General features: G+C 67.8%; 25 protein-coding genes, 3 pseudogenes and 1 other annotated feature. Of the genes and pseudogenes, 9 read left to right on the top strand and 19 right to left on the bottom strand.

The genetic code is table 11. From position 1 onward, the window contains the following. Nucleotides 1-133 precede the first annotated feature (133 nt). On the top strand, nt 134-619 hold the full coding sequence (locus tag ACUXPL_RS11725; protein ID WP_454184010.1) for a hypothetical protein: 486 nt from the start codon (nt 134-136) through the stop codon (nt 617-619). A 50-nt stretch (nt 620-669) separates the two neighbouring features. On the opposite strand, the gene ACUXPL_RS11720 is transcribed toward ACUXPL_RS11725, so the two are convergent. Genes ACUXPL_RS11720 through ACUXPL_RS11700 form a run of 5 tightly spaced genes read right to left on the bottom strand, consistent with a single transcriptional unit; the run spans nt 670 to nt 7,091 of the window. Then, the gene (locus tag ACUXPL_RS11720) at nt 670-1,593 is read right to left on the bottom strand and encodes a TniQ family protein (RefSeq protein ID WP_185194571.1); all 924 of its coding nucleotides are present in this window, start codon (nt 1,591-1,593) and stop codon (nt 670-672) included. Beyond that, nucleotides 1,593-3,089: a TniQ family protein gene (locus ACUXPL_RS11715; protein ID WP_185194570.1), complete on the bottom strand. Its 1,497-nt coding sequence runs from the start codon at nt 3,087-3,089 to the stop codon at nt 1,593-1,595. The genes ACUXPL_RS11720 and ACUXPL_RS11715 overlap by 1 nt, the downstream gene beginning before the upstream one ends. Continuing rightward, entirely contained in the window at nt 3,086-4,159 is a 1,074-nt protein-coding gene (locus ACUXPL_RS11710) for a TniB family NTP-binding protein (RefSeq protein WP_185194569.1), read from the bottom strand. Before ACUXPL_RS11710 ends, ACUXPL_RS11715 begins: the two co-directional genes overlap by 4 nt. Further along, nucleotides 4,159-6,360: a hypothetical protein gene (locus ACUXPL_RS11705; protein WP_454184007.1), complete on the bottom strand. Its 2,202-nt coding sequence runs from the start codon at nt 6,358-6,360 to the stop codon at nt 4,159-4,161. Before ACUXPL_RS11705 ends, ACUXPL_RS11710 begins: the two co-directional genes overlap by 1 nt. Beyond that, on the bottom strand, nt 6,345-7,091 hold the full coding sequence (locus ACUXPL_RS11700; RefSeq protein WP_185194567.1) for a TnsA-like heteromeric transposase endonuclease subunit: 747 nt from the start codon (nt 7,089-7,091) through the stop codon (nt 6,345-6,347). Before ACUXPL_RS11700 ends, ACUXPL_RS11705 begins: the two co-directional genes overlap by 16 nt. A gap of 955 nt (nt 7,092-8,046) precedes the next feature. On the opposite strand from ACUXPL_RS11700, the gene ACUXPL_RS11695 reads away from it, so the two are divergent. Beyond that, nucleotides 8,047-8,862, top strand: a complete 816-nt coding sequence (locus ACUXPL_RS11695) for an abortive infection family protein (RefSeq protein WP_221625883.1) — start codon at nt 8,047-8,049, stop codon at nt 8,860-8,862. Nucleotides 8,863-8,877: 15 nt separating this feature from the next. Here the strand turns inward: ACUXPL_RS11695 and ACUXPL_RS11690 are convergent, their stop codons facing one another. Together ACUXPL_RS11690 and ACUXPL_RS11685 are read right to left on the bottom strand one after the other, a co-directional pair. Then, the gene (locus tag ACUXPL_RS11690) at nt 8,878-10,575 is read right to left on the bottom strand and encodes an ABC-F family ATP-binding cassette domain-containing protein (RefSeq protein ID WP_454184004.1); all 1,698 of its coding nucleotides are present in this window, start codon (nt 10,573-10,575) and stop codon (nt 8,878-8,880) included. 755 nt (nt 10,576-11,330) lie between these two features. Next, nucleotides 11,331-11,696 (bottom strand): VOC family protein, encoded by a 366-nt coding sequence (locus ACUXPL_RS11685; RefSeq protein WP_185194564.1) that lies wholly within the window; start codon nt 11,694-11,696, stop codon nt 11,331-11,333. A gap of 114 nt (nt 11,697-11,810) precedes the next feature. Between ACUXPL_RS11685 and ACUXPL_RS11680 the strand changes: the two genes are divergently transcribed. Next, complete coding sequence (locus ACUXPL_RS11680; RefSeq protein ID WP_260446550.1) at nt 11,811-12,743, top strand: helix-turn-helix transcriptional regulator; 933 nt, start codon at nt 11,811-11,813, stop codon at nt 12,741-12,743. A gap of 22 nt (nt 12,744-12,765) precedes the next feature. Here ACUXPL_RS11680 and ACUXPL_RS11675 read toward each other — a convergent pair. From ACUXPL_RS11675 to ACUXPL_RS11665, 3 genes and pseudogenes are all read right to left on the bottom strand, one after another. Continuing rightward, nucleotides 12,766-13,488, bottom strand: a pseudogene (locus ACUXPL_RS11675) (3-keto-5-aminohexanoate cleavage protein). Nucleotides 13,489-13,759: 271 nt separating this feature from the next. Next, entirely contained in the window at nt 13,760-14,740 is a 981-nt protein-coding gene (locus ACUXPL_RS11670; RefSeq protein WP_185194562.1) for an NAD-dependent epimerase/dehydratase family protein, read from the bottom strand. Between the two features lie 56 nt (nt 14,741-14,796). Beyond that, nucleotides 14,797-15,111, bottom strand: a complete 315-nt coding sequence (locus ACUXPL_RS11665) for a helix-turn-helix domain-containing protein (protein WP_185194561.1) — start codon at nt 15,109-15,111, stop codon at nt 14,797-14,799. Between the two features lie 288 nt (nt 15,112-15,399). Here ACUXPL_RS11665 and ACUXPL_RS11660 point away from each other — a divergent pair. The 3 genes and pseudogenes from ACUXPL_RS11660 to ACUXPL_RS11650 form a co-directional block, all read left to right on the top strand. Continuing rightward, a pseudogene (locus ACUXPL_RS11660) lies at nt 15,400-16,364 on the top strand (IS3-like element ISPfr10 family transposase); the annotation flags it as partial. A gap of 52 nt (nt 16,365-16,416) precedes the next feature. Continuing rightward, a protein-coding gene (locus ACUXPL_RS11655; protein WP_454184001.1) for an IS3 family transposase occupies nt 16,417-17,648 on the top strand; the annotation gives its coding sequence in 2 pieces (ribosomal slippage) (nt 16,417-16,696 and nt 16,696-17,648; 1,233 coding nt in all). Continuing rightward, nucleotides 16,695-16,798, top strand: a sequence feature (AL1L pseudoknot). (Overlaps the previous gene by 104 nt.) Continuing rightward, a pseudogene (locus tag ACUXPL_RS11650) lies at nt 17,603-17,863 on the top strand (integrase core domain-containing protein); the annotation flags it as partial. The gene ACUXPL_RS11655 and the pseudogene ACUXPL_RS11650, both read left to right, overlap by 46 nt. Before the next feature lie 41 nt (nt 17,864-17,904). Here ACUXPL_RS11650 and ACUXPL_RS11645 read toward each other — a convergent pair. The 3 genes from ACUXPL_RS11645 to ACUXPL_RS11635 are packed head-to-tail and all read right to left on the bottom strand — an operon-like array spanning nt 17,905 to nt 20,581. Beyond that, the gene (locus ACUXPL_RS11645; RefSeq protein ID WP_185194559.1) at nt 17,905-18,891 is read right to left on the bottom strand and encodes an IS481 family transposase; all 987 of its coding nucleotides are present in this window, start codon (nt 18,889-18,891) and stop codon (nt 17,905-17,907) included. A gap of 41 nt (nt 18,892-18,932) precedes the next feature. Continuing rightward, entirely contained in the window at nt 18,933-19,661 is a 729-nt protein-coding gene (locus ACUXPL_RS11640) for a hypothetical protein (protein WP_454183999.1), read from the bottom strand. An 8-nt stretch (nt 19,662-19,669) separates the two neighbouring features. Further along, nucleotides 19,670-20,581 (bottom strand): ABC transporter ATP-binding protein, encoded by a 912-nt coding sequence (locus ACUXPL_RS11635; RefSeq protein WP_454183997.1) that lies wholly within the window; start codon nt 20,579-20,581, stop codon nt 19,670-19,672. 144 nt (nt 20,582-20,725) lie between these two features. Here ACUXPL_RS11635 and ACUXPL_RS11630 point away from each other — a divergent pair, with 144 nt between their 5' ends. After that, the gene (locus ACUXPL_RS11630; RefSeq protein ID WP_454183995.1) at nt 20,726-21,586 is read left to right on the top strand and encodes an undecaprenyl-diphosphate phosphatase; all 861 of its coding nucleotides are present in this window, start codon (nt 20,726-20,728) and stop codon (nt 21,584-21,586) included. 233 nt (nt 21,587-21,819) lie between these two features. Here the strand turns inward: ACUXPL_RS11630 and ACUXPL_RS11625 are convergent, their stop codons facing one another. Next, a complete protein-coding gene (locus ACUXPL_RS11625) occupies nt 21,820-22,317 on the bottom strand; it encodes an SRPBCC family protein (protein ID WP_454183993.1) in 498 nt (165 codons plus the stop codon). Nucleotides 22,318-22,361: 44 nt separating this feature from the next. Here ACUXPL_RS11625 and ACUXPL_RS11620 point away from each other — a divergent pair, with 44 nt between their 5' ends. After that, nucleotides 22,362-22,937 carry a TetR/AcrR family transcriptional regulator gene (locus ACUXPL_RS11620; RefSeq protein ID WP_185194551.1) on the top strand — a complete coding sequence of 192 codons (576 nt, stop codon included), beginning with the start codon at nt 22,362-22,364 and terminating at the stop codon, nt 22,935-22,937. Here the strand turns inward: ACUXPL_RS11620 and ACUXPL_RS11615 are convergent. From ACUXPL_RS11615 to ACUXPL_RS11600, 4 genes are read right to left on the bottom strand one after another with little or no spacing between them, the layout of a single operon-like run. Further along, nucleotides 22,879-23,157, bottom strand: a complete 279-nt coding sequence (locus ACUXPL_RS11615; RefSeq protein ID WP_260446676.1) for a hypothetical protein — start codon at nt 23,155-23,157, stop codon at nt 22,879-22,881. The genes ACUXPL_RS11620 and ACUXPL_RS11615 overlap by 59 nt on opposite strands. A gap of 15 nt (nt 23,158-23,172) precedes the next feature. Continuing rightward, nucleotides 23,173-23,775, bottom strand: coding sequence for an RCC1 domain-containing protein (locus ACUXPL_RS11610; protein ID WP_260446547.1), 603 nt, complete (start codon nt 23,773-23,775; stop codon nt 23,173-23,175). Then, on the bottom strand, nt 23,772-24,500 hold the full coding sequence (locus ACUXPL_RS11605; protein ID WP_260446546.1) for a formylglycine-generating enzyme family protein: 729 nt from the start codon (nt 24,498-24,500) through the stop codon (nt 23,772-23,774). Before ACUXPL_RS11605 ends, ACUXPL_RS11610 begins: the two co-directional genes overlap by 4 nt. Nucleotides 24,501-24,525: 25 nt before the next feature. Then, nucleotides 24,526-25,779 carry an MFS transporter gene (locus tag ACUXPL_RS11600; RefSeq protein WP_185194550.1) on the bottom strand — a complete coding sequence of 418 codons (1,254 nt, stop codon included), beginning with the start codon at nt 25,777-25,779 and terminating at the stop codon, nt 24,526-24,528. Between the two features lie 69 nt (nt 25,780-25,848). Between ACUXPL_RS11600 and ACUXPL_RS11595 the strand changes: the two genes are divergently transcribed. Beyond that, the gene (locus tag ACUXPL_RS11595) at nt 25,849-26,394 is read left to right on the top strand and encodes a CGNR zinc finger domain-containing protein (RefSeq protein ID WP_185194549.1); all 546 of its coding nucleotides are present in this window, start codon (nt 25,849-25,851) and stop codon (nt 26,392-26,394) included. Here ACUXPL_RS11595 and ACUXPL_RS11590 read toward each other — a convergent pair. Beyond that, the gene (locus ACUXPL_RS11590; protein ID WP_185194548.1) at nt 26,301-26,591 is read right to left on the bottom strand and encodes an IS3 family transposase; all 291 of its coding nucleotides are present in this window, start codon (nt 26,589-26,591) and stop codon (nt 26,301-26,303) included. The two genes, ACUXPL_RS11595 and ACUXPL_RS11590, sit on opposite strands and share 94 nt — an antisense overlap. Between the last annotated feature and the right edge of the window lie 15 nt (nt 26,592-26,606).

Raw genomic sequence — 26,606 nt, 5'->3', positions numbered from 1 at the left:
GAAGCGGCATCGCACCCGGGACGCTTCAGTTTCAGACACAAGATGTAGAGAGAAGCCCGCGGCCGGAGAGGTCTGAAGCCTGCGAAAGCAGCGTTGAAGGGCTCCCGGGAGAGCCTCAGATAGGAGCTCGATGATGAACCTCGACCACACGACCTCCGCGCAGGAGCACCCCCGAGTCCGGCGGATCAAGAACCAGATCGCTGAGGCGGGATACGGGACGTGGTTCTACGAAGTGAGGCTCCTCTACGTGCTTGGGCCTCGACGCGGTTGGCGCTTCGACCTCGGCGCACTCGACATCGGACTGGACGAGGCGTGGTCCTACGAGCCAAGCCTTCCTGCCGACCAGAACGAGGACGACATGCCAACGCCGGTCTACGTCTTCTCAGAAGAGATGAACGGCGTCGCAGGTTTTCAGGTGGATCCTCCCAGCCACGACGGAGCGCTGTCTCCGTTCTCGCGGTTCTACTCCAGCGTGGATGAACTGATCGCCGACCTGGAGGCACTCGAACGCTGGCGTGCCCCGATCGACGGCGACCTTCCAGGGGCCACAGGCGGGCGCCGCCTTGGGCTGGAATCCCACGAAGACGTGGAATCCGACGGGCTCAATGAGGGACGCTAAGGGCGGAGCACGACCGCCAGGCTCAGCCGTCGGGACCTACCGGGCCGGAGTCACTGCCGGGTTGCGGGTCTTCCCCGGCTTCCGGCCGCCAGCGAGATGGGTAGCGAATACAGGGCCAGGATCTGGTCGATCTGAACACCGGCGGACGCCCTGAGACGCGCTGGCCGCGGGGCTGGCCGCGCGCGGATGACTGCTCCTGGACGTGTCCACGGCACGTGGTCTGCGGCACGGGAGAGCGTCGCTTGTGCCGAGGTCGGTCGACCCAGGACTCCAGCAGCGAGGGCTTGAACCAGCTGCAGGTAGACCGTTCCGTCCACGGAGTGGCCGTCGAGATCGACGTCCGCTCCGCGGAGGGCGCGCTCGACGCGTCGTTGCTGTTGCAACACCGGCGAGGGCACGGAGGGCGGGGAGATCCGGCTCAGGTCGAAGGGGCACCGTTTGCCCTGTCCCTGAGGGCGGGGGTTTCCGCAGATCGATCCGGGGCCGGAGGGACGGAGCACACCGTGATCAGTCGTGCGCAGCGGCTTCTGGCACCCAGGGCAGTCGGTCGCGAGGAGACGTCCGTGGTCCAGGCACGCGGTGACCCAGGCCAGACGCCACGAGATCTTCCAGACCCCGGTCTCGGCCAGACACCACGGACAAGCCTGAGAGCGGTTGAGCAGCACCCACCCGTGGGCCACCAGCGACCGGGTTGCATGACGGTTCTGGCTGTCGATGATCGGGATGATCGGGTACCGGGTCAACAGGCAGTCCTGCAGGAGGCCCGGGTCCGCGCCTGTCCAGGAGGCCAGCACGTCCATGATTGGTGGCGGTGGGGCGATGTTCGTGAAACGCAGGGGCGCCGCGGCCTCCGCGGTCAGCTGTCGAACGAGGCCGCTGGTGGTGACCCCGTTGGCGGTGGCCACGCGTTCGAGGTAGGAGTCCAGTGCTTCCTCAGGGGCGGGTCTGGGGCGGATAGGCAGCAGCGTCGACATCAGGCGATCCTCTGATGGGCGGAAGCAACAGTGGGAGAGGTGCTGTCGACCGCGGAGGCGATCGTGGGCCAGTCCTCACCGCGGACGTGGGCGTCGAAGGCCTCGAGCAGTCGCAGACGAGCTTCGGCGTCGAGGTCGGCGTGGAAGCGGTCCACGGCCTCGAGGGAAACATCGGGAACGGGGCCGGATTCGGGCAGGCCGCGGGCGTACGCCACCCATGCCCATGCCGGGACGATGGTGCGGGCCGGCCAGAACGGGTGCCGGGGCAGGCGTACGGCGGGGAGGCGGGGCAGAGAAGGGGCAGCCAGGAGGGTCCCGCGGCGGTAGGCGTAGTCGACGAGCCCGTCATCCACGAGGGTCTGCGCGCGGGCGAGCAGCCGGTCGCACTCGCCCGGGCTCAGGGTGTCTCGGGTGCGGACCCGGGTGAGCAGGTCGTGCTGGTTCACGACGGCCGGGATGCCATGCGCGACGAACACGGCGCTGCCGGTGGCGTCCTCGCCCAGTGCCTCGAGAAGCAAGGTGTGCAGGGCGAGGGCTTCGAATGCCTGGTCTTCCAGGTCACGGACGCGCGACCAGCGGGTTGGCCGCCAGGGATCGACCACGGTGGGGATGTGCTGGGTCCGCAGGCCGGTGTCTGCGCAGAGCGCCGCCAGCTGGCGCAGCAGGACGCGTCGCCGGGCCCGATCCATGGCCGGGCTGGTCACGCCGGTGAGCGGGCTTTCGGCCTGCAGCGGTGCCGGGACGACGACGGAGCTCGGGGGCAGCGCGGTCTCGTGCTGCAGCTGCTGCCAGTGCGCTCGGGCGCGGGACTCGTTCAGCAGCGCGGGGTCCAGCGTAGCCAGCTGCTTCATCACGATGCTCGGTTCACCGGGGGGATGGGCTCCCCATTGACTCCCTGCTGGCGTGGGAGTGTCCCCGAGAGCCGGCCTGGGCAGGACGTCGCCCTCAGGCTCATGAGCATCTGAGGCGGCACAGATGCGGCGCAAGACCGACAGGTGGGACCTGGAGGTCTTCGACCCCTGCAGGGCCCTCGTCGTCAGCTCGTCCAGGCGTCGGAGACGGGCCAGCTCCTCTGTGGTGGCGGAGCGGGTCGGCGTGAAGGTCCGCTCGTGGGTCAAGAGGGTGTGGCAGCGCAGGCAGACCGGGGCCAGGGCCAGGCGCCAGCGCAGGGCGCGGTATCCGGTCAAGGGGGTGCAGGTGGGGCAGAGCCAGACGTCGCGCCGGTGCAAGGCCCACCCGTGTCGGTGCTGGATTCCGCGTCCGCGCAGGGCCAGCGGCCAGCCGGCCATGGTCATCCGCCTGACCTGACGGGTGTCCAGCCCTGTGCTCTGGTGCACCGCCGCGGCCAGGGCGGAAGGCAGATCGGCGTCGGCGTAGCGCGGTAGCAGGGCCAGGGGTGGGGCCATGCTGGTGGCGTTGAACCGGAGCACGTACCCGGTCAGCGACTCGCCGGGGATCGGGGCGAGGGTGAACAGGGGATGCCCCTGGTCGGTCACCGTTTGGCCTTGCGGTTCTGCTCCCGGCGGGAGGTCAGGGTGGCTTCGCGGACCAGGTCCGCTTCTGCCGCCTCCGCTCGTGCGGAGAGGCGGACACCGTGCAGGTGCTCACTGGTCAGGGTGGTGTCGCCCTGGTCGAAGGCCGCGAGCAGGGCGGTGGTGATCAGCTGGTGGGTGTCTCCGAGGTGGCCTTGGGTGCGCGCCCAGATCGGTCCGGCCAGTTCCCGGGTGAGGGTTCCTTCGGTGGCGGTGTCCAGGTAGGGCATGAACTTCTTCTCCACCGCGGCCAGCAGGTGCTGCCATGCCATCCGTTCGGTGGTGTCCTGCTGGACGTTGTACGGGTGCAGCGCGAAGGTGCGCAGCCGGGCCGCGAGCTGAGGGTCTTCGTAGACGGGGCCGCCTTCCATGTTGGCTCCCACGAGGACGAGGGTGCCGTCGCGTTCGCCCATCATCGTGTTGAGGAACTTCACGTAGTCGAGCACGTCGCGGGCTCGGGCTTGCTTGGCGCGGAGCATGTGGGCGTCATCGAGGATGAGCAGCCTGACCCCGTGTCGGGCGACGGCGTGGACCAGCAGGGTGGTGTCCTTGGTGGTTCGTCCCATGATCGGGTAGCCCAGGTAGCTGAGGATCGCGGCGTTGACGTCGGCGACCTCGGAGGCGGCGCGCAGGGTGATGTAGACCTGGGGGATCCAGTGCGAGGGGGCGCCGGAGCTGTCCGTGTGGGAGGGCAGCTTGTCGACCGCCTGGCCCTGCATCGACTGGTGGTACCGGTCTTGGGCGTAGGACTTGATGAACGTCGACTTGCCCACCCCGTTGGGTGCGGACAGGCCGATGATGGTCTTGGCCCCGGACCGGGAGTAAGCGTTGCGGTAGACGACCCGGTCCATGCCGGCGCGCAGCGCGTCGGCGCGTTCGCAGTCGAGGGTGGTCGCGCACATCCACCTGTTCAGTCGGGTCCAATACTCGTTCTGGGCTTCGGGCGAGAGCTGGCCGAACTCGTGCAGCAGGACCGGCTCAGGCGCGGTAGGCGCGGGGGTCATGGCCTGGGTGTGCCAGAGCAGGGCGTCCATCAGATCTCCTGCGCGTAGTCGGGCCAGCGCTCGAAGAGGCCGGCGAGGCCGTGGGTGGCGGTCCGGTCCGGCTCCGCCGTCGGTTGAACCAGGTGGAGGTGCCGTCCGCCGGGGCCGAGCTCGGCAGGTGCCTCTGGGGTGGCGAGACGGTGCGCGAGGGCGGCTTCGTCGTGATCGAGCTGGGCTTGGTCGAAGCGCATGCGGGAGGCGGCCATCGTGGTGGACCAGGTCTCGTCCGACCGGGTGTGTGCCAGGTGCCCGATCTCTTCGATGAGCTGGCGGTCGATGAGCGCGCCGGTCAGAGCCTTGGGGCCGCCGCGGGCGCGGATGCGCCGGCGGGCCTCCTCGAGGACGACGTCGGTCAGGGGCGCGTGCAAGAGGTGACGGTTGCGCCAGGGGATCTCGTGGATGCGGTCGGTGTCGGGGTGGCGGAACCAGAGCCGGGTGGCGTCCCTGGGGTCGTAGTGGAACGGGACCGTGGCGTCGTCGTCCCGGAACCGCCCCGGGACGGGGTCGCGGAACTCGTCCAGGATCCGGGCGTCGTAGGTGAGGTTGCGGTACTCGACGCCGGCGTGGTTCGGGGTGAGCCAGCGGGTGGGCAGGAACTGGTAGATCAGGTCCGGGTGCTGGGGGACGTGGATCCGTCCGGTGGTGGCCAGGATCCAGTCGAACATCTCCAGCGGGGAGATGTTCACCTCGGGTGCCCCGGGCAGGGACAGCCCGGTGTGGGGTCGTCGGTGGTAGTCCAGGGCGATGAACTGTCGCAGCTGCCGCTCGAGCTCGGCTGGGGTGAGCAGGGGCGCCTCGGCCAACACGCCGGCCCAGCTGCCGCGCTCGGAGACGTTGCGGCCCTTGTAGCCGGGCAGCTGCTGGTAGAAGCGCTGCAGTGTCTCGTGGAAGCGCTCGATGTGCGGATTGTCCGTGGGACGGGTGCCGCGGGAGTGGCTCAACGTGATCGACCAGTGCAGGGCGAGCCGGCGCAGCTGCTCGCTGCGGAAGATGGATCCGTTGTCCATGCGCAGGTGGGTGGGGGTCACCGCGGGGATCGCATGCTCGCCCAACCCGGTGGCGGGGTCGTTGGCCAGTGGGGGAGCCTGCCCGGGCAGCTGGAGGGAGGTCGGGACCCCGCACCAGCGCCAGTCACCGGCACCGTCCTGATCGACGGCCATCGACTGGGGCCGCATCGCGTCGTAGAGCAGCAGGGCGATCTCGGTGGCGCTCACCGACTTCGGGAACACCCGGACCGCGACAATGACCCGGGCCGGGACGCTCATGATGGTGGCGATCTCCACGCTGATGGGCTTGCCGGTGAACTCGTCGTAGACGAGGTTGTCGGCCCGGGTGACGTCCGTGGCGCAGTGCCCGAGGTGGTGCAGGGCAGCGCTGGCGGTCGAGGAGATCTGCCGCTGCCGACGGGAGCGCTGCGCCCGGGTGGTCTTGCCCAGCTGGGCGAACCGGTGGCTGAGGTAGTCGCTGACGAGCCGTTGGGGCAGGTGGGCGTCGGTGATGCCCTCGGCGTGCATGCGCACCTGGATGCGCCGGTGGATCTCCTGCCGGTTGATGGCCGAGGCGGACCCGTCAAAGCGGGCGAACTCCTGGTCGGCGATCTTCAGGAACCTGGGGTCCAGGGCACCGAATCCCTGGGTGGTGCGCAGGGCGCGCCCGTCGACCAGGCCCCTGAGCCCAGAGGCCTGCCACCGCCTCACCCATTTGTTCACCGCGCGTGCTGTCACGCTGGGGCTGTTGAGTTCTCCGTCCTGGACCCGGCGCATCAGCTGCCGGTCTGCGGACTTCTCGAAGCTGACCAGCCGGGCCATCGCTTCGCACTGGGCGTTCAGGCTGGCCTCGTAGAGCGGGCCGAACGGTGTGACCGGCTCATGCGGCAGTGCCAGGGAGGCCAGCCCGCTGCGGAACCCGGTGAGGATCTCGAGGACGCACTCCATCTTGAACACGGCATCCTGCTGTACCTTCTCCGGCAGCTGGTCCCACCAGGGGTGCAGGGCCGCATCCACGGCCTGTGCCTGCCCGTCGATGGTCGGCCGGATGACCAGGTTCGTCCACGGGACGAGCTTGGCCGGGTCGCTGATGGTCTCCAGCTCCACGCCCAGTGCCCACATCGATTTCACCAGGGCCGGCCCGGCATCGGTGAGGACGCGGTCGCCGATGTTCAGGTCCACGACGAAGTTCATCTCGGCTCCCATCGCACCGGCGTAGTGGCTCTCCAGGGTTGGGTGAGATCCAGCTGCAGGTGTCCGTCCCACGCCCAGTGCCACATGGCTGAGACCAGCTCACCGGAGCCGTCGTCGGTGCCGAGCACGGTCCCGACGGTGGTGCCATCGATGCGGGCGAGCCCTTCGAGCGTGCTGCGCTTGTCCTGGTACCAGGGCATCGGGTGCCGGTAGCTGGAGAGCCAGCGCAGGTTGATGGCGTGCACCTCGGGTAGGCCGCCGAAGAGCTCGTAGCCCCACCCGTAGTGCTCGCACACCGCGCGGGTGCATCGCACGGCATCCCAGAATTCGCGGTCCCGCCGGCCCTCAGGGCGGACGTCCCAGACCGTGACGGATCCGTCCTGAGCGAGCGCGAGCAGATCCGGAGTGTGGCGGCGCGCGCTTCCGCGTTGGCCGCTCCACTCCACAGTCAGCGGCTGACCAACCAGCCGGGCCTGGGAGGGATCCCGGTCCAGGACCAGGACGAGCTCCTGCTCGAGCCCGGATTCCACGGCGACGACGTCCGTGTTCGTGGTGCTGAAGGTGTGTACGGGCACGTGCCGGCTCAGCGCGTGCGACCGCGGGGCCCGCACGGAGCTGATGCTGTGCAGGTCGGGCAGGGGGTCGGAGGGGTGGCAGAGGAGTCGGCCGTCCGGAGTGGAGAACTCCAGATGGCTCCAGGGTGTGGCTGGTCCTCCGCCGGGGTCGCCCATAAGCTGGGACACGGCGGTTCCTTCGCTTCAGTTCGCGTTGTATCAGGGCCGCTACTTGGAGGGCGTGACGGCGGCTACCGTTGCGCCCTCCCGCGCGTCTGACACCAGAGTCAGTCGGCACGGGCGGCCTATGCAGACCGTAACGGGTGCGAGCGAAAGCTGCAACGGGATAGATCTCATGACTCTCGGCCACACTGAGTGGCGAGCCGCCCCTCCGTAGAGATACATCTCTCGAACACCCTGCCAGGCATGTAGCTGTCCTCATGACCGCCCGAGCGGAGGTGCTCGGCCATGTGTATGGTTAGACACCCGTAGATCTGCGGGGCCACACTCCGAAGCCATCAATCTGCCGCTGATGGTTCATGAGTTTTATCCTGATTCAAGGGGTAGTGCTCGACCCTCGCGAGGATGAAGCTGGCATGAAGGTGATGTGGTTCATATGTCTCATGAGATTCGAGGTGCAGGTGGTGCCCGGACGCCCTCGATCGTCCGGACTCTCGACCGAGTGAAGAGAGGCACTTGGGAGGAGATTGACGACGCACTGGCTCGGGGGCTGCAGCCAGCGGAACAGATGCGGTGCATGCATCCGGACTGCGCGAACGTCTGCGTGTGGCCTACGGACTCCTCTGCCGGCCGGCCCCAGACCTTCTGCAGTCGCAACTGCCGCCAGAACTTCGAACGCACGCGGACCCGCCTACGCGACGAGATCAATGCCCTGACCAAGCTGCGAGACCGCGGTGGCGCCCCAGTGGAGACCCGTCGAACCCTCGAAGTGGGGATCGCCCAGCGAACGTGGATGCTCCGCCGCTACCCCGACCCAAACCAGGAACAGTAGGGCATTGCCTCGTGGCTGCCCTTCTCAATGGACCAACGTCTCCGGCCAGCGCGTCTAAGGCAGGAGCCCGGCCGCTCTCGCTGAATGAGGTGGGCGCGACAGACGTGCATCAGCGTGTTGCAGGATGGGGGCATGAACACCCCATGGGCAGCGGATGTGGCGTTGAGTTTGAGTCGGCTCATGGAGGAGACGTGGTACCCCTCGCATGGAGGCCTCGACACCATTTTCGGCAAGCTGGCGATCGATTCGCCTGAGATTGACCGGCAGGGATCCAGCATCAACAAGGTCAAACGCCTTCGCCGAGCCTTCGACCAGGCGAATGCTCGTGGTGAGCAGGCAGCCATCAACCTGGTCAAAGAGATCATCGAGGAGATGCGGTTCAAGCGGGTTTTCTCCTCGAGCGACGAACAGACCCAGGAGTTGATCGGCGCGCTACGTGTCTCACTGGCGAGGGCAGGAGCTCTCCTCGCCGACGACGGCAGCTTGGAGCCCCTCGTCATCGGCCCTGCCATCGAAGCGGGTGGCCGGGAGACTGTGGGCCGACTGCAAGGCAGGTTGCGCGACCCCTCCCTCGATCCCGGGGCCATTCTGGGGACGTCGAAAGACCTCATGGAGGCAACCGCGAAGCACCTGTTGAAGGAGTGCAGCCCAGGCGTCCCGGCCCGAGACATGCCGGCAGTAGTGAGCCAGGCCATGCGCGCAGCTGGCCTGTCGACGATCCCCAGCGAGATCGACAGCACCAACGCCAAGGCCGTTGCTGCACTTCGACAACAAGTCATTAGGACCGCCGAGGCAGTCACCAGTACCAGGAACACAGGCGGCGACGGGCACGGGCATCTCGAGCCGACTGATGTTTCTAAGGAGCTGGCCGACTACATCCGCCACCTCACGCTCGCCGCTGTGGCATATCTGCTCAGTGAAGCCGAGAAAACGGCTCGCTCGGCCTAGTTCGGCGCCTCACTGTCAATCTCGGATGTCGGCAGGCGCGGCCAGCTGCAGGACGTCACCGGTCCAGCGACGTCGCAGCCACCGGTCGTGGGAGGCGACGACGGCGGCTCCGGGGTAGTCCGGGATGGCGGCCTCGAGTTCGGTGACCAGGGCCAGGGAGAGGTGGTTCGTGGGCTCGTCCAGCAGCAGCACCTCCGGCGGGTCGGCCAGGATCGTGGCCAGTGCTAGCCGACGCCGCTGGCCGACGCTGAGGGCCTCCACAGGGCGGTTCTGGTCCCGGGGCGCGATGAGCCCGAACGTCGATAGCGGCACCTCTTCGGCCCTCTCGGCGCCAGCGAGGTCCGCGTACGCCTGCGCCGCCGTGCGCCCGTCGCCCCGCCGGTGAGGATCGGGCAGGGACGTCTCCTGGGTGAGCAGGGAGACCCGTGCACCGGTCCGGCGGGTCACGGTCCCCTGAGACGGGGCCAGCTTTCCAGCCAGGACGTGCAGCAACGTCGACTTGCCTGCCCCGTTGGCCCCGGTGATCAGCCACTTCGCGCCCGCACCGAGGGTGAGCGACACGGGCCCCAGCCGGTGCTCCACGCCGACCTGCACGGCACTGAGCACGGCTTCGGTTCCGGCAGTGGCCGGCTGGGGCTGGTCGGCGGCGGTCAGGCCGCGGAAGATCAGCTCCCGGGGCGGGCGCCGGATCTGCCGCTCCCTCAGGTTCTCCAGCCGGGAGCGCGCGTCGTTGACCCGGTGTGCGACGACTTTGGCGTTGCGGTCCGCGTAGAATTTGCGCGCCTTGCGGACCTCGGTGCGAGGTCCACGCTCGGGGTGCCCGACCGTCTGGTTGCTGCCGACGGCTGCAGAGAGACGCTTGAGCTCAGCCTGCTCCTCCTCGTATTGACGCTCCCACCGTGTGCGGGCCTGTCGGCGTTCCTGGAGGTAGTCGGTGTAGGTGCCCGTGAAGCGGGTGACGCCCAGGCCCGTGTCGGAACCATCCGGGTCTGCGGAGTCGTGGACGGCATGGGGCAGTGGGTGGGGGTCGAGATCGACCAGGGCGGTGACGGCCTCGTCCAAGAAAGCGCGGTCGTGACTGACGATCAGTACGGGGCCCGGCCAGCCGGCGAGTGTCTGGCGCAGGTGTTCGGTGGCGGCGTCGTCGAGGTGGTTGGTCGGCTCGTCCAGCAGCAGCACGTCCGGGCGGGAGAGCAGCAGCCATGCCAGTGAGAGCCGAGCCTGCTGGCCGCCGGAGAGGGCACCGGTGGGGAGGTCCCGGGCAAGGTGGGCCAGGCCGAAGCCGGCCAGGGTCGCGCTGATGCGGGCATCGACTTCCCACGCGCCCAGTCGTTCGGCGGCATCCAGCGCGGCCGCGAGATCCTCGGTGGCGCGGTGCGCAGTGGGATCTACAGCCAGGGCTTGGGAGGCCTGCTCCACCGCTGTGGCCGCGTCTCGGGCGTCGGCGACGGCTGACTCGAGGGCGTCGGCGACCGAGTCGCCCGGGTCGAAGGGCGGGCGCTGGTGCAGAAGCCCGATGGTGGCCGCGCCGCCGGGCCCGGTCGCCTGAATCGCGCCGGCATCCGGGTCGACCAGGCCGGCGATGATCCGAAGCAGCGTGCTCTTGCCAGAGCCGTTCTCGCCGATCAGACCCAGTCGGACGCCGGCTGGGACGGAGAAGGAGATGTCGGTCAGAACGCGTCGGTCTCCGAATGACTTAGAGATTCCCTCCACCCGGACATGGGCAGGGGAAGACAAGGAAGTGATGGGGGTGGCAGGCATGCGGATCCTCGTGATTGGCTCTGGCCTCCCGCCGGGCACAGCCACGGGCGCGGGAGCGGGACGAAGATCAGTTGCGCATGGGGGGGAACACTATCGCGCCGCTCAAATCGGGTCCAGTGGGGCAGGTGCTCCACATGACGGTGTCTCCGAGCGGGCGTGTGGATCTCAGGCGGCTCCTTCGCTCACCTCTCTGAGTGTGGCTTGTCAAGCGTTCAGGCGCTCTTCGGCGTATAAATCAAATTGGCGCGTTTTGGAACTCTTCGCTGCATCTATCGACATGCAGCGAAGACTTCACGCGACTCGGGGCGAACTTGTCGCGGAGTTGCCTGCAGCCCTCTTCTACGGCGTTGCGACGGATGGTGCTACGTCTCCGTCGGTCGCCAGGCGGGCGATGGTGGTCTTGAGGGGGCTGCGTTGCCGCGAAGCACGATGAGCAGGGGGGGCAGTTGCGGGAGCATGCCAGACCACTCAGACCGCGGGGTGTCAAGAGTTCAGGCGCTCTTTGGCGTATTGTCGAAATGCAGCGAAGATTTCACACGACACGCGGTGGGCATCTCTCGGAGACGACGGATCAGGCACGACCTGAAGCGTAGGTCCTGGCGCCGTCGGGGGGGGCTCCCACCACTCGGCACGACGGTGATGACGGCCAGGCTCAATGGTGGCGGCGAGCGTGAACTCGCCGCCACCGCTGAGTGGCTTACCCAAGATCAGTCGATGGGGCTGACGCGGATGAGGTTGCCGTCGGGGTCGGCGACGACAAAGGTCCGGCCGAAGACGTCGTCGTGCGGCTCCTCGACGACGCGCGCCCCCTTGGTGACCCACGCTCGATAGAGGTCGTCGACCGCAGTGGGCGCCCCCGGCACCATGAGACCGATCTCGCTCGTGCGAGGCGTCTGGGGAGAGGCATGCTCGTTGTCTCCGGTCCAGATCGCGAAGAGCACGCCCGGGGCCACCTCGAAGGCGACGTACCGCGGGCTGGTGAAGTCAGGCTGGATGTCGAACAGGTTTCGGTAGAACGCTGTGGACCGTTCAGCGTCACTGACGTAGGTCATGAACAGGTTGGGTGCCGGCATGAGGTTCCTCCTCGCTCGGGGGTGGCGGACGTGTCCATCCGAGCAGCTGAAGACGACAGAACGTGTCAGGTTCTCTGCCAGGATTTGGGCATGAAGTCCTCTCGGCTGTTGTCGATGCTGCTGCTTCTGCAGACCCATGAACGGATGACCAGCCGGGAGCTGGCCCAACGCTTCGAGGTCTCCCAGCGGACGGTCCTTCGTGACGTCGAGGCCTTGTCGGCCGCCGGTGTTCCGGTCCACACCGAACGCGGCCGCGGCGGCGCCATCGTCCTGGACCGACGCTCCCGGCTTGATCCGGTGCGCCTGGACCCGGCCGAGCTCCAGCTGCTGGCTGTCGCGGGACTCGACTCCACGCAGCTGGAACGCCTCGGCCTGCAGGAGATCGGGAGCCGGCTTCAGGACAAGGTGGCAGCGACGCTGGCACGACGGACGGAACCCACGCCCGCCACGCTGTCCGAGGTGCTGCTCGTCGATGCGGCCGGCTGGTTCTCGGACGGACCGGGCACGGATCTCACGGACCTCGTCGAAGCAGCCCGTGCTCGGCGGCGCCTGCGACTGCGGTATCGCCGCAGTGGGGAGGCGGCGGGACGATGGCTCGTCGCCGACCCCTACGGCCTGGTGAGCAAGGCCGCTTCCTGGTACCTGGTGGCCGACGTCGACGGTCGCCCGCGACTGTTCAACGTGGATCGCATCGAAGCGCGGCAGGCACTGGCGGAGGGGGCGCTCCTGCGCCCGGAGCAGGACCTCCGCTCCGTCTGGGAGTACCTGCGGCAAGGATTTCGACCGACTTCGGTCGTCGACGTCCACGCGCGTCTGCGCTCCAGCCGGGTGGATCTGGCCCGCCGCATCCTCGGCAGCCGCCTGATCGCCGTCGACGACCCAGGTGTCGAATGGGTCACGATCGTCGTCCGGTATCCGGAGGTGGAGTCGGTCCGTCAGCTGCTCCAGTTCGGCGACCACATCCGCGTCACCGCACCGGCTGAGGCCATTGACCGGATCCGTGACCTGGCCGCGCAGCTCTGGGAGAACCATGAGGGGAGCGGGTGAGCCGTGGCTCTGCTCGGGCTGCTCAGGCAGGACAGAGGATGCCCTGCGCGACTCGCACCAGCTCCGCGTTCCCCGCCGCCGTCCGCCCGTCCGGCAGCGCCAGGGTGTCCTCGAGGCCGATCCGGGAGGCGAGGCCGAGGCGTCGGGCCAGAACGATCGTCGCCCAGGTTGATCGCTCCTCCCCATGCAGGAGCACGCGGGCACCGGGATCGGCACGGCGGACACTCTCGACGAGCACGGGGGCGACGGTCTCTGCATCTGCCGGTGGCATGTCCTGCACCTCGACCAGCACACGCAGACAGCGACGCCGTATCGGGGAAGCTGCCCATGCCCGCAGGCCTCGCTCGTGCCAGATGCCGGCCTCGACGCCGACACCTCGTTCGAGCAGGGCGGCGGCCACGTCCTCCGCGCCGTCCTCGTGCCAGTTCACGGAGGCGAAATCCGGCAGCTCCCGCCATCGGCGGACGGCATGGAGTCGGTCCGCTGCCCGAGGCGCAGTCCAGGCCCCCGTGGTGACGCCGACCGGAGTGCCGGGACACCGCTCGCGGACCGCTCGCACTCACCGGTCGACGTGTGGAGCCAGGAGGCTGTCCCTGCCCTGTTCGTCCTTGGGATGGAGATGGATCGCATTCGCTCCGGCCGCAACGGCGTCGGCACACTCGGCGGCCACGTCCTCGGGAGAGGCACTGAGCCGGGGATGCTCGCCGGGTGTCCTGGCTCCGTTCACGCAGACCTTGAGCAGCATGGGGCGCACGCTAGATGAAGCGATCCCCGAGGGGAAGCGTCGGGATCCATGGCAAATCTCCGAGATCCACGCCCGTGGACGTGGGGGTCCGGGTGACCGGCCCGGGCAGGCTTCAGGCCTGATCCCTCAGTGTGGTCACGGGGTGGCCGGGTAGAAAGCCTGTCCGCGCGTTTGTGCGATCGTGCCGTCGAGTTGCAGCGAAGAATCCACACGGCTCGCGGTGCACTCGGCGCAGAGTGGGCAGATCTCGGTCATCGTGAAGCCGGGCGCCTCAGCCGCCGGTGGGGCTGAGGGCGGCGCGCAGGGCGGTTTCCTCCTGGTCGGTCAGTCCCACCGGGCGCTCCGTCGTGCGCGCCTCCTCGGTGGCCAGGGCGGCCGCGAGGGTTTCGCCCAGCGGGCGGCGGACCAGCCCGTGGGCCAGGGCCGCCGAGGAGTCGACGCTGCCGACGTGACGGAACCCCGGCAACGGAATCCAGAGGGGCAGCGAGTTCGGCCCCGCCCACGGGGCGACGCCCTGGGACAGCAGGACGTCGTCGGGGATCACGTGTGGCTGGGCGGCCGACCCGGTGACCTCGATGCTCGCCCGGTAGAGGTCTGCCAAGGTGTGGGTCTGACCGGCGGCGTTGAACGTGCCGGTGACCGTGTGTTCGATGCAATGCAGAATCCACGCGGCCAGGTCTGCCACGTCGATGACGGAGACGGGGAACGTCGCATCGGGCACCAGCACGTCGGGCCCCGTCGGGTGTGCGAATCGCCAGGGGTAGTAGCCGGAGCGTCCGGTGTCGTCGCCGGCTCCGCCGATCAGCCCGGGGCGGATCACCGTGACCTGCCCATCCGCGCCTCGGTAGATGTCTTCGCAGCGGCGCTTGGCGCCGGGGTACTGGTTCATCTCGGTCATCCGGTCGATGCCTGCGGGCGGTGCCAGGGGGGCGTTCTCCGACTGGTTGGGGGTGTCGAACGCGGCGTACACGCTGGTGGTGGACACGAGAAGGCGATGGCGGGCGGTGAGCTGGTGCACGGCGTCGTGGGCGTGGGCCGGGTGGGAAGTCAGATCGACGACGGCGTCCCACGCTTGGGTGACGACGGGAGCGAGGGCATCGGGGTCGTCCCGATCGGCGCGGACGAAGTTGGCACCGGATGCGGCGGGAGCCGACCCGCGGGCGAGACAGGTCACGGTGTGGCTGCCGTCGAGTGCGGCGCGGGCGAGCTCACGGCCGAGGAAACCGGTACCGCCGAGAAGGAGGATCTGCATGTCTTCAGTGTGTCTGGCGGACACATCGACGTGGGGTTGATCCGCTGTGAGCGGCGTCAGGCTGCGATGGCCAGGACCGTGGGGCCGAGGCAGGCCGTCCCGTCGAGTACGGACGCAGCGCGGCGGGCAATCTCGTGGACAGGAGTTTCGAGGGCGTCAGAGACCGCGTGAAGCACCTCGGAGGACGGGTCTTTGAGGCCGCGCTCGACCTCCGAGAGGTACTGCGGAGCGATGCCGGCCCGCTCGCCCACGTCTGTGAGCCGCTCTCGTCGCGTGTGCCGCTCCTGCCGAACGACATGGCCGATCGCTTCCCGCCACAGCAGCTGCCGGTGCTGGTCCGCTCTCTCCGCGAGGTACACGACTTCTCCCATGGGCCCACGATAAGGCGGTGAGCAGGCTGTCGGGAGTTCCCTGATTCAGCCAGGGAAGCCCCGGCGGTGAAAGTGCCTTCTCCTGTGCTGTTGTCGAGATGCAGCGAAGATTGCACAGGACACGCGAGGAAGACTGCACAAATCCTCCTCTGCGACCTCACGTGTGCAATGTAGTGTCCGACGGCGTGCGGCACACCTGTACAGTTGGGCTGACCCCGTTTTTTAGGTCCGGTGGTTCTGGGAGTCGTCCTGTCGCCCGTGGTTGCGGGCAGGGAGACTGGTCAGATCATGTCGAACAGCAGGAAGCGTCACACCCCGGAGCAGGTCGTCCGCAAGCTCGGGCAGGCCGACAGGATGCTCGCCGACGGCAGCGACATCGCTGCGGTGTGTCGGGAGCTTGGGATATCCGAGCAGACGTATTACCGGTGGCGTAATCAGTACGGCGGACTGAAGGCCGACGACGCGAAGCGCCTCAGGGAGCTGGAGAAGCAGAACGCCACGCTCAAGCGGTTGCTGGCCGAAGCGGAGCTGGAGAAGGCTGCGCTCAAGGAGCTGGCCGAGGGAAACTTCTAGGCCCGGGCAGGCGCCGCGCCGCCGTCTCGCACCTGATCAGGACACTGCAGGTGAGCGAGCGGATGGCGTGCCGTCTGGCCGGGCTGAGCAGGTCCGCGTACCGTCGCCCGCTCAAGGGCGACACGGTCGCCGACCCTGATCGCGCGTTGCGAGACTGGCTGCGCGCGTGGGCGAAGAAGCATCCCCGCTACGGGTACCGGCGGGCGTATCACGACGCCCGGGGTGAGGGCTGGGCGGTCAACCACAAGAAGATCCAACGCCTCTGGCGAGCCGAAGGCCTCCGCGTCCCGCAGCGGCGACGCCGCAAGCGTGTCGGATCCTCGACCGTCGACGCCCCGGCGGCAGTCGCACCGAACCTCGTATGGGCGGTGGACTTCCAGTTCGACGCCGACGAGCGGGGCTGCCCGATCAAGATCTGCTCCATCGTCGACGAGCACACCCGCGAATGCATCGGCGGGCTCGTGGAGCGGTCGATCACCGCCGACCGGCTCACCGCCCACCTCGAAGAGCTCGTCGCCGTCCGCGGTGCACCGGGTGTGCTCCGCAGCGACAACGGGCCCGAGTTCATCAGCGACGCGATGGCCGACTGGGCGGGTACCCGCACCGGCCTGTTCTACATTCCGCCCGGCTCGCCCTGGCACAACGGATACGTCGAATCGTTCAACAGCCGCCTCCGCGACGTGAAGCGCCCTGGGTTTCGTTCCGACCTACTTCCTCAAGGAGGATCGGATCATGCCCCAGAAGTACACCCCCGAGTTCAAGGCAAGAGCCCTGAAGCTCATCGAAGAACGCGTCCGCGCCGAGCAGTGCTCCGCCTGGGTCGCCTGCACCGCCGTTGGCGAAGCCCTCGGCGGGATCTCCCCACACACCCTGCGGAACTGGTGGAAGCAAGATCGCGTCGATCACGGCGAAGCCCCAGGGCTCAGCACCGCTGAAGCCGAGGAGATCAAGAAGCTGCGCCGGGAGAACCTCGAGCTGCGCCGCGCGAACGAGATCCTGCGCAAAGCCTCAGCTTTTTTCGCAGCGGAGCTCGACCGCCCCACGACGAGATGATCGCGTTCATCGACGAACACCGCGATCAGTTCGGGGTCGAGGCCATCTGCCGCACCCTTCGTGCGACGGAATGTGGGTTCATCACCTCCCGCGGCTACCGCGCCGCGAAGACACGACCGACTTCAGCGCGGGCCCTGCGAGACGTCCTGCTCCTGGAGGAGGTCAAGCGGATCCATGCCGAGAACTACTCGGTCTACGGGGTGAGAAAGATGCATCAGGCGGTCGTGCGTGCCGGCTGGGTGATCGGCCGGGACCAGGTCGTCCGACTGATGAAGCTCGCCGGCGTGGAAGGGGTGCGGCGCGGACGTAAGCCGATCACCACGAGGCCGACAGGCGAGCCGGATGCCCGCCCAGATCTGGTCGAGCGCCGCTTCACCGCGGAAGGCCCGCACCAGCTCTGGGTCGCAGACATCACCTACGTGCGCACGATCTCGGGGTTCTGCTACGTCGCTTTCATCACCGACGTGTACTCCCGGCGGATCGTGGGATGGGCGGTCTCGGGCAGCCTTCATACCGCGGGGCTGCCGTTGCTCGCCCTGGAGCACGCCCTCGTGAGCACCGGTGCAAGCCGTGGCCGGCAGGGCCTGGTGCACCACTCGGATCGCGGCAGCCAGTACGTCAGCTTGGCGTACTCGGACGCGCTCATCACCGCCGGGGTGACGGCTTCGGTAGGCACCGTGGGCGACTCCTACGACAACGCCCTGGCCGAGACCGTGAACGGGCTCTACAAGGCCGAACTCATCCACTCCAAGCGGATCTGGGAGTCCGTGCAGGCGGTCGAGCTGGCCACCATGGGGTGGGTGCACTGGTGGAACACCACCCGCCTCCATGAGGCCCTGGACTACCGCACGCCCACCGAGGTCGAGGCGGCCTACACTCACCACCAGGACTCAGCGCCCGTTGCGTCCTGACCTCGGAACAAAACCCAGGGCGCTTCAACGAGTGCCTCAACATCAACAGCTTCTACTCACTGCTGCACGCCCAGGTCGTGATCGGCGACTGGAAGACCGAGTACAACCATCTGCGTCGGCACTCATCGCTCGGCTACCTACCCCCGGCCGAGTACGCTCGGCAGTGCACCCATCAAATCGAAACCGACGACTCACAGAGCGACCGGACCGAATGAAGGGGGCGGCCCACAGTCCGTACACCACTGTTCAGGGGCGACTAGATGTACTGACCGGGGACGTTGATCAATAGTGAGAAGGGCGGCTGGTTGCCGCAGGCCGTGTGCGGCCGATGGTGGTTGTAGTAGGGCAGCCAGCCGTCGAGCTCCCCGCGACGCTCCGCTTCGGAGGTGTAGCAGCGGGCGTAGGCCCACCCGTCGGCCAGGGTGCGGTGGAATCTCTCGATCTTGCCGTTGGTCTGCGGCCGATACGGACGGGTGCGCCTGTGCTTGATCCCGAGTTCGGCGCAGGTGTCGCGCCAAAGGTGCGACTTGTAGGCGCCACCGTTGTCGGACAGAACACGCTCGACGGTGACCCCGCGAGCGTTGAACCACTCGACAGCCCTCACCAGCACGGCGGTGGCGGTGAGGGCCGTTTCGTCGTCGTGGATCTCTGCGTAGGCGACGCGGGAGTGGTCGTCGATGACGGTGTGGACGTAGGCCTTTCCCATCAACGGGTCGTGGTGCTTGTTCTTGGGTTTGTTGGGTGTGGCGGCTCGGTTGCGGTCGCCTTGTTGTCGGCCGACGTAGCGCCAGCCGCCGCCGTCGGGGATGTTGCCGAGCTTCTTCACGTCGACGTGCAGCATTGCCCCGGGGTGGTCGTGTTCGTAGCGGCGGACTGGTTCCCCGGTGGCCCGGTCGACGTGGGAGAGCCGGTCGAGATGCGCGTCGACCAGGATCCGGTGGACCGTCGACGGCGCGATCCCGAGCCGACAGGCGAGTTGGACCGGTCCCTCTCGCAGGCGTAGCCGAAGCTGGACGCAGCGCTTCATGGTCTTCGCATCGGTCTTGGTCGGGAAGTGGTGAGGTCGTGAGCTGCGATCCTGCATCGACTGACCGGCGCGGTAGCGGTCTGCCCAGCGCTTTGCTGACGGCCACGCGACCTGGAATCGGGCGGCGACCTCGCTGATCGGCCAGCCGTGGTCAACGACAAGTTGGGCAACTCGGAGGCGGTGGCGAGGGGTGAGGGCAGCGTTGGGATGAGGCATTCACTCTCCTTGACGGGTATGGCGGTGGGCCTTGGTCGGGGTTAAGCGGGGATGTCGCGTTGTGTGTGCGTGGTTGCTGCTGCCGTGGTTGCGAGCAGTGTGAGCACGGTGAGGACGATGACTCCGGGCCAGGGGCTGGCTGTGGACTCCCCGAGGACGTGGCCGAGCATGGCGTGGCCGGCGTTGAAGGGCATCCAGTTGATGAGGTCCTTGAGCATGGGCACCATCGCGATGAGGTTCTCGATGAGCAACATCCACACGATGGGGATGGCGACGCTGGCAGCGATGGATCTGGTGGTCACCGCCAGGGCGGCTGCCGCGAGAGCCCAGATGAGGATGACGAGCAGCTGGGCGGCCAGGTAGGGCCAGCCGCGAGACCCGATGGTGATGCTGTCGGGGTAGAACTGGGCGACCAGGATGGCCAGAGCCATCCCCACCACGTAGGTGACGGTCAGGAAGATCGTGCCAACGACGGCTCCGCTGGCCAGTGAGGTCCAGCGGCGGCGTTGGGTCAGGAAGCTGATCCCCACTGAGCCGTTGCGGATCTCGGTGGCAACGGTGGCGCCAGCGAAGACGATGGCGACCATTTGGAAGATGCTGGCGCACTTGCCGAGGTCGCCCGCGTCGATGGGGCCGGCGTACTCGACGTTGTAGAGAAGGGTCATCAGGATGATGGGGCCGTAGCAGGCACCGGTGAGCAGGATCGCGTAGATCCATGTGGAGCGCAGCGTTGCGAGGCGCCGAAGGTCTGCGTGGATGGCGTTGATCATGGCTGGTCTCAGTTCTCGGAGCGGTATTCGGAGCTGGCGTCGGTCAGCTGGAGGAAGAGATCCTCGAGGCTGGTGCGGTCCTGGTGTAGTTCGACGACCAGCAGGTCGAGGTCACGACACAGCTGGGACAGGGCCCGGGGGTCGGGCAGCTGATCGCAATGTTCCACGGCGAGATGTGGACCGAGCTGTTCATGATGGATCTGGCGTTGATGGAGGGCCTGTTGCAGCCGGACGTCATCGGTGGTGTGCACGATGCTGCGCTGCGCGCTGGAGGCAAGAAGATCCTCGATGCTCGACTCACGGATCAGCTCACCGCGACCCACCACGACGAGTCGATCGGCGACCATCTCCACTTCGGACAGCAGATGGGAGGAGACCAGAACGGCCTTGCCATCGGCGGCGGACCGCCGCAACACGTCACGCATCCAGTGGACCCCTTCGGGATCAAGACCGTTGACAGGCTCGTCCAGAACGAGGTTGCGAGGATCACCCAGCAGGGCTGTTGCGAGTCCCAGGCGTTGCTTCATGCCCAGCGAATAGCCGCGAATACGGCGGTCGGCCGCCTTCTCGAGTCCGACCATCGCCAACGCCTCCCGGACGCGACTCTGGGCGATCCCCGCCGACGCCGCAACTGTCTGCAGGTGCCCACGTCCTGTGCGTCCGGGGTGGTACCACGATGCGTCGAGCACCGCCCCAGCTACTTGGGCCGGAGCGGCATTGTCATGGAAGGAGCGACCGTCCACGGTGCAACGCCCGCTGGTGGGTCTGTTGAGTCCCAGCAGGCAACGCATCGTGGTGGACTTCCCGGCACCATTAGGGCCCAGGAACCCTGTGACGGCTCCATCAGGGACGGTGAAGGAGAGGTCATTGACGGCGGTGGTTGCGCCGTAGCGCTTGGTCAGGTTCTGCACTTCGATCATGACCACGAGTCTTCGCGGTGCACTGCTCATCCAACATCGGGCCCGAGGATGATCCAGCCCCGCAACGCTCATCCCGGGAGTGGAGATCAAGTTCCTCTCCCGGAACGATGTGAGCTGAGATGCCCGCTTGACAGGCTCAACACCATGCCAAGTCCCCTGCTTCAGGCATCCACCGACATGAGTTGGATGCAGACCATTGTCCTCGCGATCGTCCAAGGCCTGACCGAGTTCCTCCCCGTCTCGTCCTCGGGCCACCTGCGGATCATCTCTGAAATGTTCTGGGGCCAGGATGCCGGGGCATCCTTCACTGCCGTCATCCAGCTCGGCACTGAGCTGGCCGTCCTGGTCTACTTCGCCAGGGACATCTGGCGCATCGCCACCGGTTGGCTGCAAGGCATCCTGCACGCTGGCCAACGCACCAACCCGGACTACCGGATGGGTTGGATGGTGATCCTGGGAACCCTGCCCGTAAGCATCATCGGCTACCTCGGCAAGGACTACATCCGCGATGCCCTGCGCAACCTCTGGTTCACCGCCGCGATGCTGATCCTGTTCTCCCTGGTCTTCATCATCGCCGAACGCACTGGCACCAAGAGGCGCGGTCCGGGGGAACTCACCATCCGTGACGCCGTCATCATGGGTTTTGCACAGTGCCTCGCCTTGATCCCCGGCGTTTCGCGCTCGGGCGCCACCATCTCCTCGGGGCTGTTCCTCAACCAGGACCGGGCCACTGCAACCCGATTCTCCTTCCTCCTCGCCATCCCAGCCGTTCTCGCCTCCGGCTTGTTCTCCCTCCCGGACGCCTTCGCACCCACCGCAGGACAGGCGGCCTCGGCGCCACAACTGCTCGTCGGTGCCACCATCGCCTTTCTGCTCGGCTATGCCTCCATCGCCTGGCTACTCAAGTTCGTTGCCAATCACAGCTTCGCCTGGTTCGCGGCGTGGCGCATTCCCGTTGGACTCATCGTGATGGCACTTCTGGCAACGGGCCAGCTCACCGCTTGAACCTTCGGGGTGCTTTGGGCGCGGTCCAGACTCACGCTCAAAGCACCCACGCGGGTCAATCAACGTCTCCGGTCAGTACATCTAGTTGTACTGACCGGAGAGATTGATCGACCCGTTTTTTGGTCAGCGCGGAAGGTGCGCCGGTAATTCGTGGGTGTCACGTCGATCTGTCGACGCAGGCGACCGCCACTTAGACAGCCATTTCCGCAAGGAAGACAAAACGTCGAAGAGTCTCACGCGACGCGACTCGAAGCTTCCGCGGCGACGGCGCCCACGAACTCGGCCAACTGAGCGTCCAGGCGAGCCGCCGGCATCAGCAGCCCGGCCCCGGGGCCGGCCATGCTCTCGGTGCTCGTCAGACGGCACCGGTCACCCGAAAGCGGGTTCAGGGTGTTGCGGTGCACGGCGACCAGCCACAGGGCGACGCCCGTCCAGGTGAGTTCAGCCCCGGGCTCTGCCACCTCGATCCTCGAGTGCACGGGGATTCCCGCGTTGGCCCAGGAGAATCGGGCCCCTGGAACGGCGGCGTAGGCCTGGTCGGTCCACCGGGCGCGGGTGACGCCTGGCAGGAACTGGGGCCATTGCTCTACCTGGGAGAGCACTTCCCACACGGTCTGGGCGGGGGCTTCCACGGTGATCTGCGCGGAGGCGATCACGGGCGCGGTCTCATCTACGGCGCCAGCGCGGGCGCAGGCGGCGGCGCGTTCCTGGAGAGCATTCATGGGCCACATGACGCGGACGCTAACACAACTTTGTGTCGCGTTAAGGTGGTGACATGAACAACTCCCAGCACGTTCCTGGCAGCGCTCGACCCGGGGGGCGCACCGCACGCACACGGGAGGCGGTGCTGACGGCGACCCGCGATCTGCTGGTGGAACAGGGGGCGTCGGGCATGCGGGTGGAGTTGATCGCAGCCCGATCCGGCGTGCACCGCTCCTCGATCTACCGACGGTGGGGAGGGCCGGCCGGCATCGTGGCCGACCTGGCCGGCCAGCTCTCCACAACGGACCAGCTCCCCCGGGAGGGGGTCGTGGAAGGAGATCTGGAGGTTCTGGCCGGGCGCCTGGCTGCCCACCTCGCTGGGGACGGGGCGGAGCTGGTCCGTGCGCTGCTCGCCTGGCAGGACCCCGAGGTCAAGGGCCACCTCGCTGCCTTCTGGGAGGCGCGGATCGATGATGTCGCCGCCGTGCTGCGCCGGCACGGCAGTGCCGCTGACCCGCGCCTGATCACCCGGCTGCTGGCCGGCCCCATCCATTACCAGGCGCTCATCGAAGGCCGGGAGCCTCAGGAAGTCACGGTGCGGGCCGCGGTGACAGCTGCTCTGAGCGTCGTCCGCGATCAGCGTACTTAGGCGAGTATGCCAATGCCCACCGGCATTGTCCTTGGGCATCGTCGCCGGTGGTCAGGATGACTCCGTCGCTGCGGAGTCCGAGCGAGTGTGACGACCCTGCCGCGATCGCCACGATGTCACGCCACTCCTGGGCGCGGCACTGCCCGTGGCTATCGTCGCCGGCGGCGAGGACCCGGCTGTCCTCCGTCAGCCCGAGCGTGTGATCGCTGCCGGCGGAGATCGCCGTGACGCCGCGCTAAAGGCGAGTCTCAGTGAGACCTGCGGCGGGGTTTCCGCATACCAGGACGGAGCCGTTCCTGGTGAGTCCCACGGTGTGCAGGCTGCCTGCGGAGACGGCAACGACGTCGGCCCAGCCCGCGACCTCCGACTGTCCGCGCGTGTTCAACCCGACCGCCACGACGGTGCCGTCTGCCCGCACTCCCGCGGAGTGCCAGTCCCCAGCGGAGACCGCCAGGATCTGAGACCAGTTCTCCACATCGCACGCACCCTCGGCCCTGCGGCCGGTGGCCACCACGGTGCCCTTGGCGCGCACGCCCGGAATACGGCGCCATCCGGCGGCGACGGTGACGATGTCGGTCCACGCGCCGACGTCGCACTGGCCGTGCGCGTTCCACCCGGTGGCCAGGACCGTGCCGTCAGAGCACAGCCCGACCGAATGGGAGCGGCTGGTGTTCTTCGCGGTGTGCACGTTGCCGGCGGCGACAGCGACCACATCCGTCCAGTCGGCCACGGCGCATTCGGAGGCTCCGGCGGGCCCCGCGGCGAGCACATGGCCGTCGTCGGTGACGAGCAGAGAGTGGCAACGAGCGGCCGCGAGCCCGACCGGCCGAGGGGTCACCGGGCGATCTCCTTCAGGGGTGTCCACCCCATCGGGAAGGGGCCTCGGATACTGGCGCGGTCGACGTCATCCTCGTGGGACCACCCTTGCGCTGACCCCTCCGTCCCCACCGGGCCGCGCGCCACGCGCAAGCCCACATCCTCCAGGACGGCGTCGGGGGCGCTGCCGCGGCGGACGGAGGCGCGCACGCTCCAGGGCTCGTCGGCCCAGCCGCCGCCGCGCAGGGTGCGGTAGTCCCCATACCGGGCAGGGTCGGCGTAGTCCCAGCACCATTCCCAGACGTTGCCGAGCATGTCGTGCAGCCCCCAGATGTTGGGCTCCTTCCGGCCGACGGGTTGAGGTCCCCCGAGGTGATCGAGGCTGGTCCAGGCGATCTCCTCGAGCGTCCCGTAGGTGGGCGACGTCGTGCCGGCGCGGCAGGCGTACTCCCACTCGGCCTCGGTGGGTAGCCGGTAACCGTCGGCGGTGGTGTCCCAGGCGATGGCGCGTCCGTCCGTGCCGCGCGAGTAGGCCGGCTGCAGGCCCGCCCGCTGGGAGAGTTCGTTGCAGGTCTCGATCGCCTGGAACCAGGTCAAGGGCGCTGTGGGCAGGCCGGTGTCAGAGGCATGGAGGGGGTGGACGGCGATCTCGAAGGCCTCCAGGGTTACCTCGCGGGTCTGCGAGCGACGGGCGTCCCGCAGTGTGATGACCCCCGCGGGGAGCGAGGCCATGACGGGGGTGTCCATGACGCCAGCCTAGGCGGGGACTGAGTTACTCGGCGGCGGGTGGGGCGCCGTCGTCGAGGTCCCGCATCTGCCGCACCGGTGACAGGGCGACGGGAAGGGTGGAAGCCGCCATCGCGGCCGTGCCCAGCGCGGCGGCAAGCCATCCCCCGACAGCCGAGATCAGCCAGCCTCCCAACAGTGCACCGATTGCGAGGGCGCCCCAGGAGAGCATGCGGTAGCTGGCGTTGACCCTCCCGCGGAGTTCCTCGGGAACCGTGACCTGACGGACGGTGACGGCCTGGGAGTTCGCGACGCCGGTGCCGAACCCGGACGCGAAGAAGGCCGCGGCGAGGACCACCAGGGACGTCACGGAGGTGTCGGAGCTGAACAGCACGCCGATCAGCGGCGCCGTGTTGCCTACGAGCATGGCCGTGATGAGGGATCGGCCATAGCCGAAACGCTCAGTCAGTCGGGCGCTGATGCCCGCCCCGAGGAAGGCGCCGAGTCCGCCGGCCATGAAGATCAGCCCGAGCACGAGAGGCCCGTCGTCCCGGGCGTCGACGATCAGGACGGTGAGGGCGAGCATGAAGACCTCATTGCCCAGGTTCCAGATCGTCGCCTCCGCGGCAAGAGCCCGGACGACACGGTGGCGAAGCAGGGCCAAGAACCCCTCCCGAGCCTGTTGTCGAGCCGAAGTGTCGGGAGCCTCCGCAGGCGGCTCGTGGGTCTGAATCCGCCGCAGCAACAGGACGGAGAGGAGCCGCCCCGCCCCGTTGATCGTGACGGCGAACGGTGCCGTGAGCCATTGGACGAGCGCACCTCCGACTCCGGAACCCCCGATGCCGATCGCCGAGTAGGTGGCTGTCATCTTCGCGTTCGCATCCGGGAGAGCTGCCCTGCTGACCACCTGGGGGGTGAAGGAGAAGTCCGCGAGCATGTGCAGCACGGACATCGCCCCCAGCACTGCGGCCGCGGCCACCAGGGCCGGCACGGTGAGCCATCCGGCCAATGCCGCACCGGCGATACCGAGCAGAGTGATCCCGCTGACCGTCTCCGCCGTGATCATCAAGGGTCGCCGCCTCCACCGGTCCACCAGCACGCCCAGCCACAGGGGCAGTACCAGGTACGGCAGGAACGTCGCGACTCGCACCCAGGACAGCTCCTCGGCCGAGGCTCCCAACCACACCAGAGCGAGAACCGGCATGGCCAGCTCGCCGATCTCGCCCCCCAAGGCTGACGCCGTTGAGGCACCCCAGAGGCGACGGAAGTCCCGACTGCGCCACGCGCTAACTCTTGTCATGTGATAGATGGTTATCCACGGGCATGCTCTTGGCAACCGTCTTGATCAGATTGGTGGTTAGATCGGTGCATGGGATCTTCGAGTGAGCCGTACGCGCCGGGTGACCTCGAGCTGGTGCGGACGTTCGTGAACACCCTGGACATCGAGAAAGGCACGGACGCCCTGGAATCGTCAGAAACGTGGGGTCGGTGGTGTGCGGAACGAGGACTCTCGGTCGAGTCGAGTGCGACCGACCGTCAGCTCCTGGGTGAGCTTCGTGAGGCACTGCGTGAGGGCCTGCTTGCTCATCACTCGCGAGGTTCAATGCCTCCGGCAGCCCGCGAGGTGCTCGATCGAATGCTGGCCTGGAGTCAGGCCGAGGCGACCTTCACCGAGGAGGGCTTGCGCCTCATCCCTCGGAGAGACGGAGCGCACTATGTCGCCGGGAGGATTCTCTCCCTCGTTGCGGCGGCAACGGTGGACGGAACGTGGTCTCGCCTCAAGGCCTGCAGGGACGACGAGTGCAAATGGGCCTTCTACGATCACTCGCGCTCCCGTACCGGCCAGTGGTGCTCGATGGCGATCTGTGGGAACCGGAACAAGCAGGCTCGTCTGAGAGAGCGGCGAGGACAGTGAATCCGACCGCTGCCACCCGGGCGCCGGACCTGGTCCCGGCCGATCTCCCACCCGGCGCGGCGCATCGCGTGGTGCATCTTCCGCACCCCGTAGACGCAGTAGTTCTCCGCATGGACCCGTCGGATCTCTTTGAAGAGAATCTCGTCTCGCAGCGCCCGCGTGGAAGCCGGGCGGGTCTTCGCGGCCCGGTAGCTCACGTCGAGGTGATGAAC

The sequence above is a fragment of the Micrococcus sp. 140720015-1 genome, assembly GCF_053627595.1.
The sequence above is the reverse complement of the archived record's forward strand: the minus strand, read 5'-3'. Positions and strand labels throughout refer to the sequence as shown.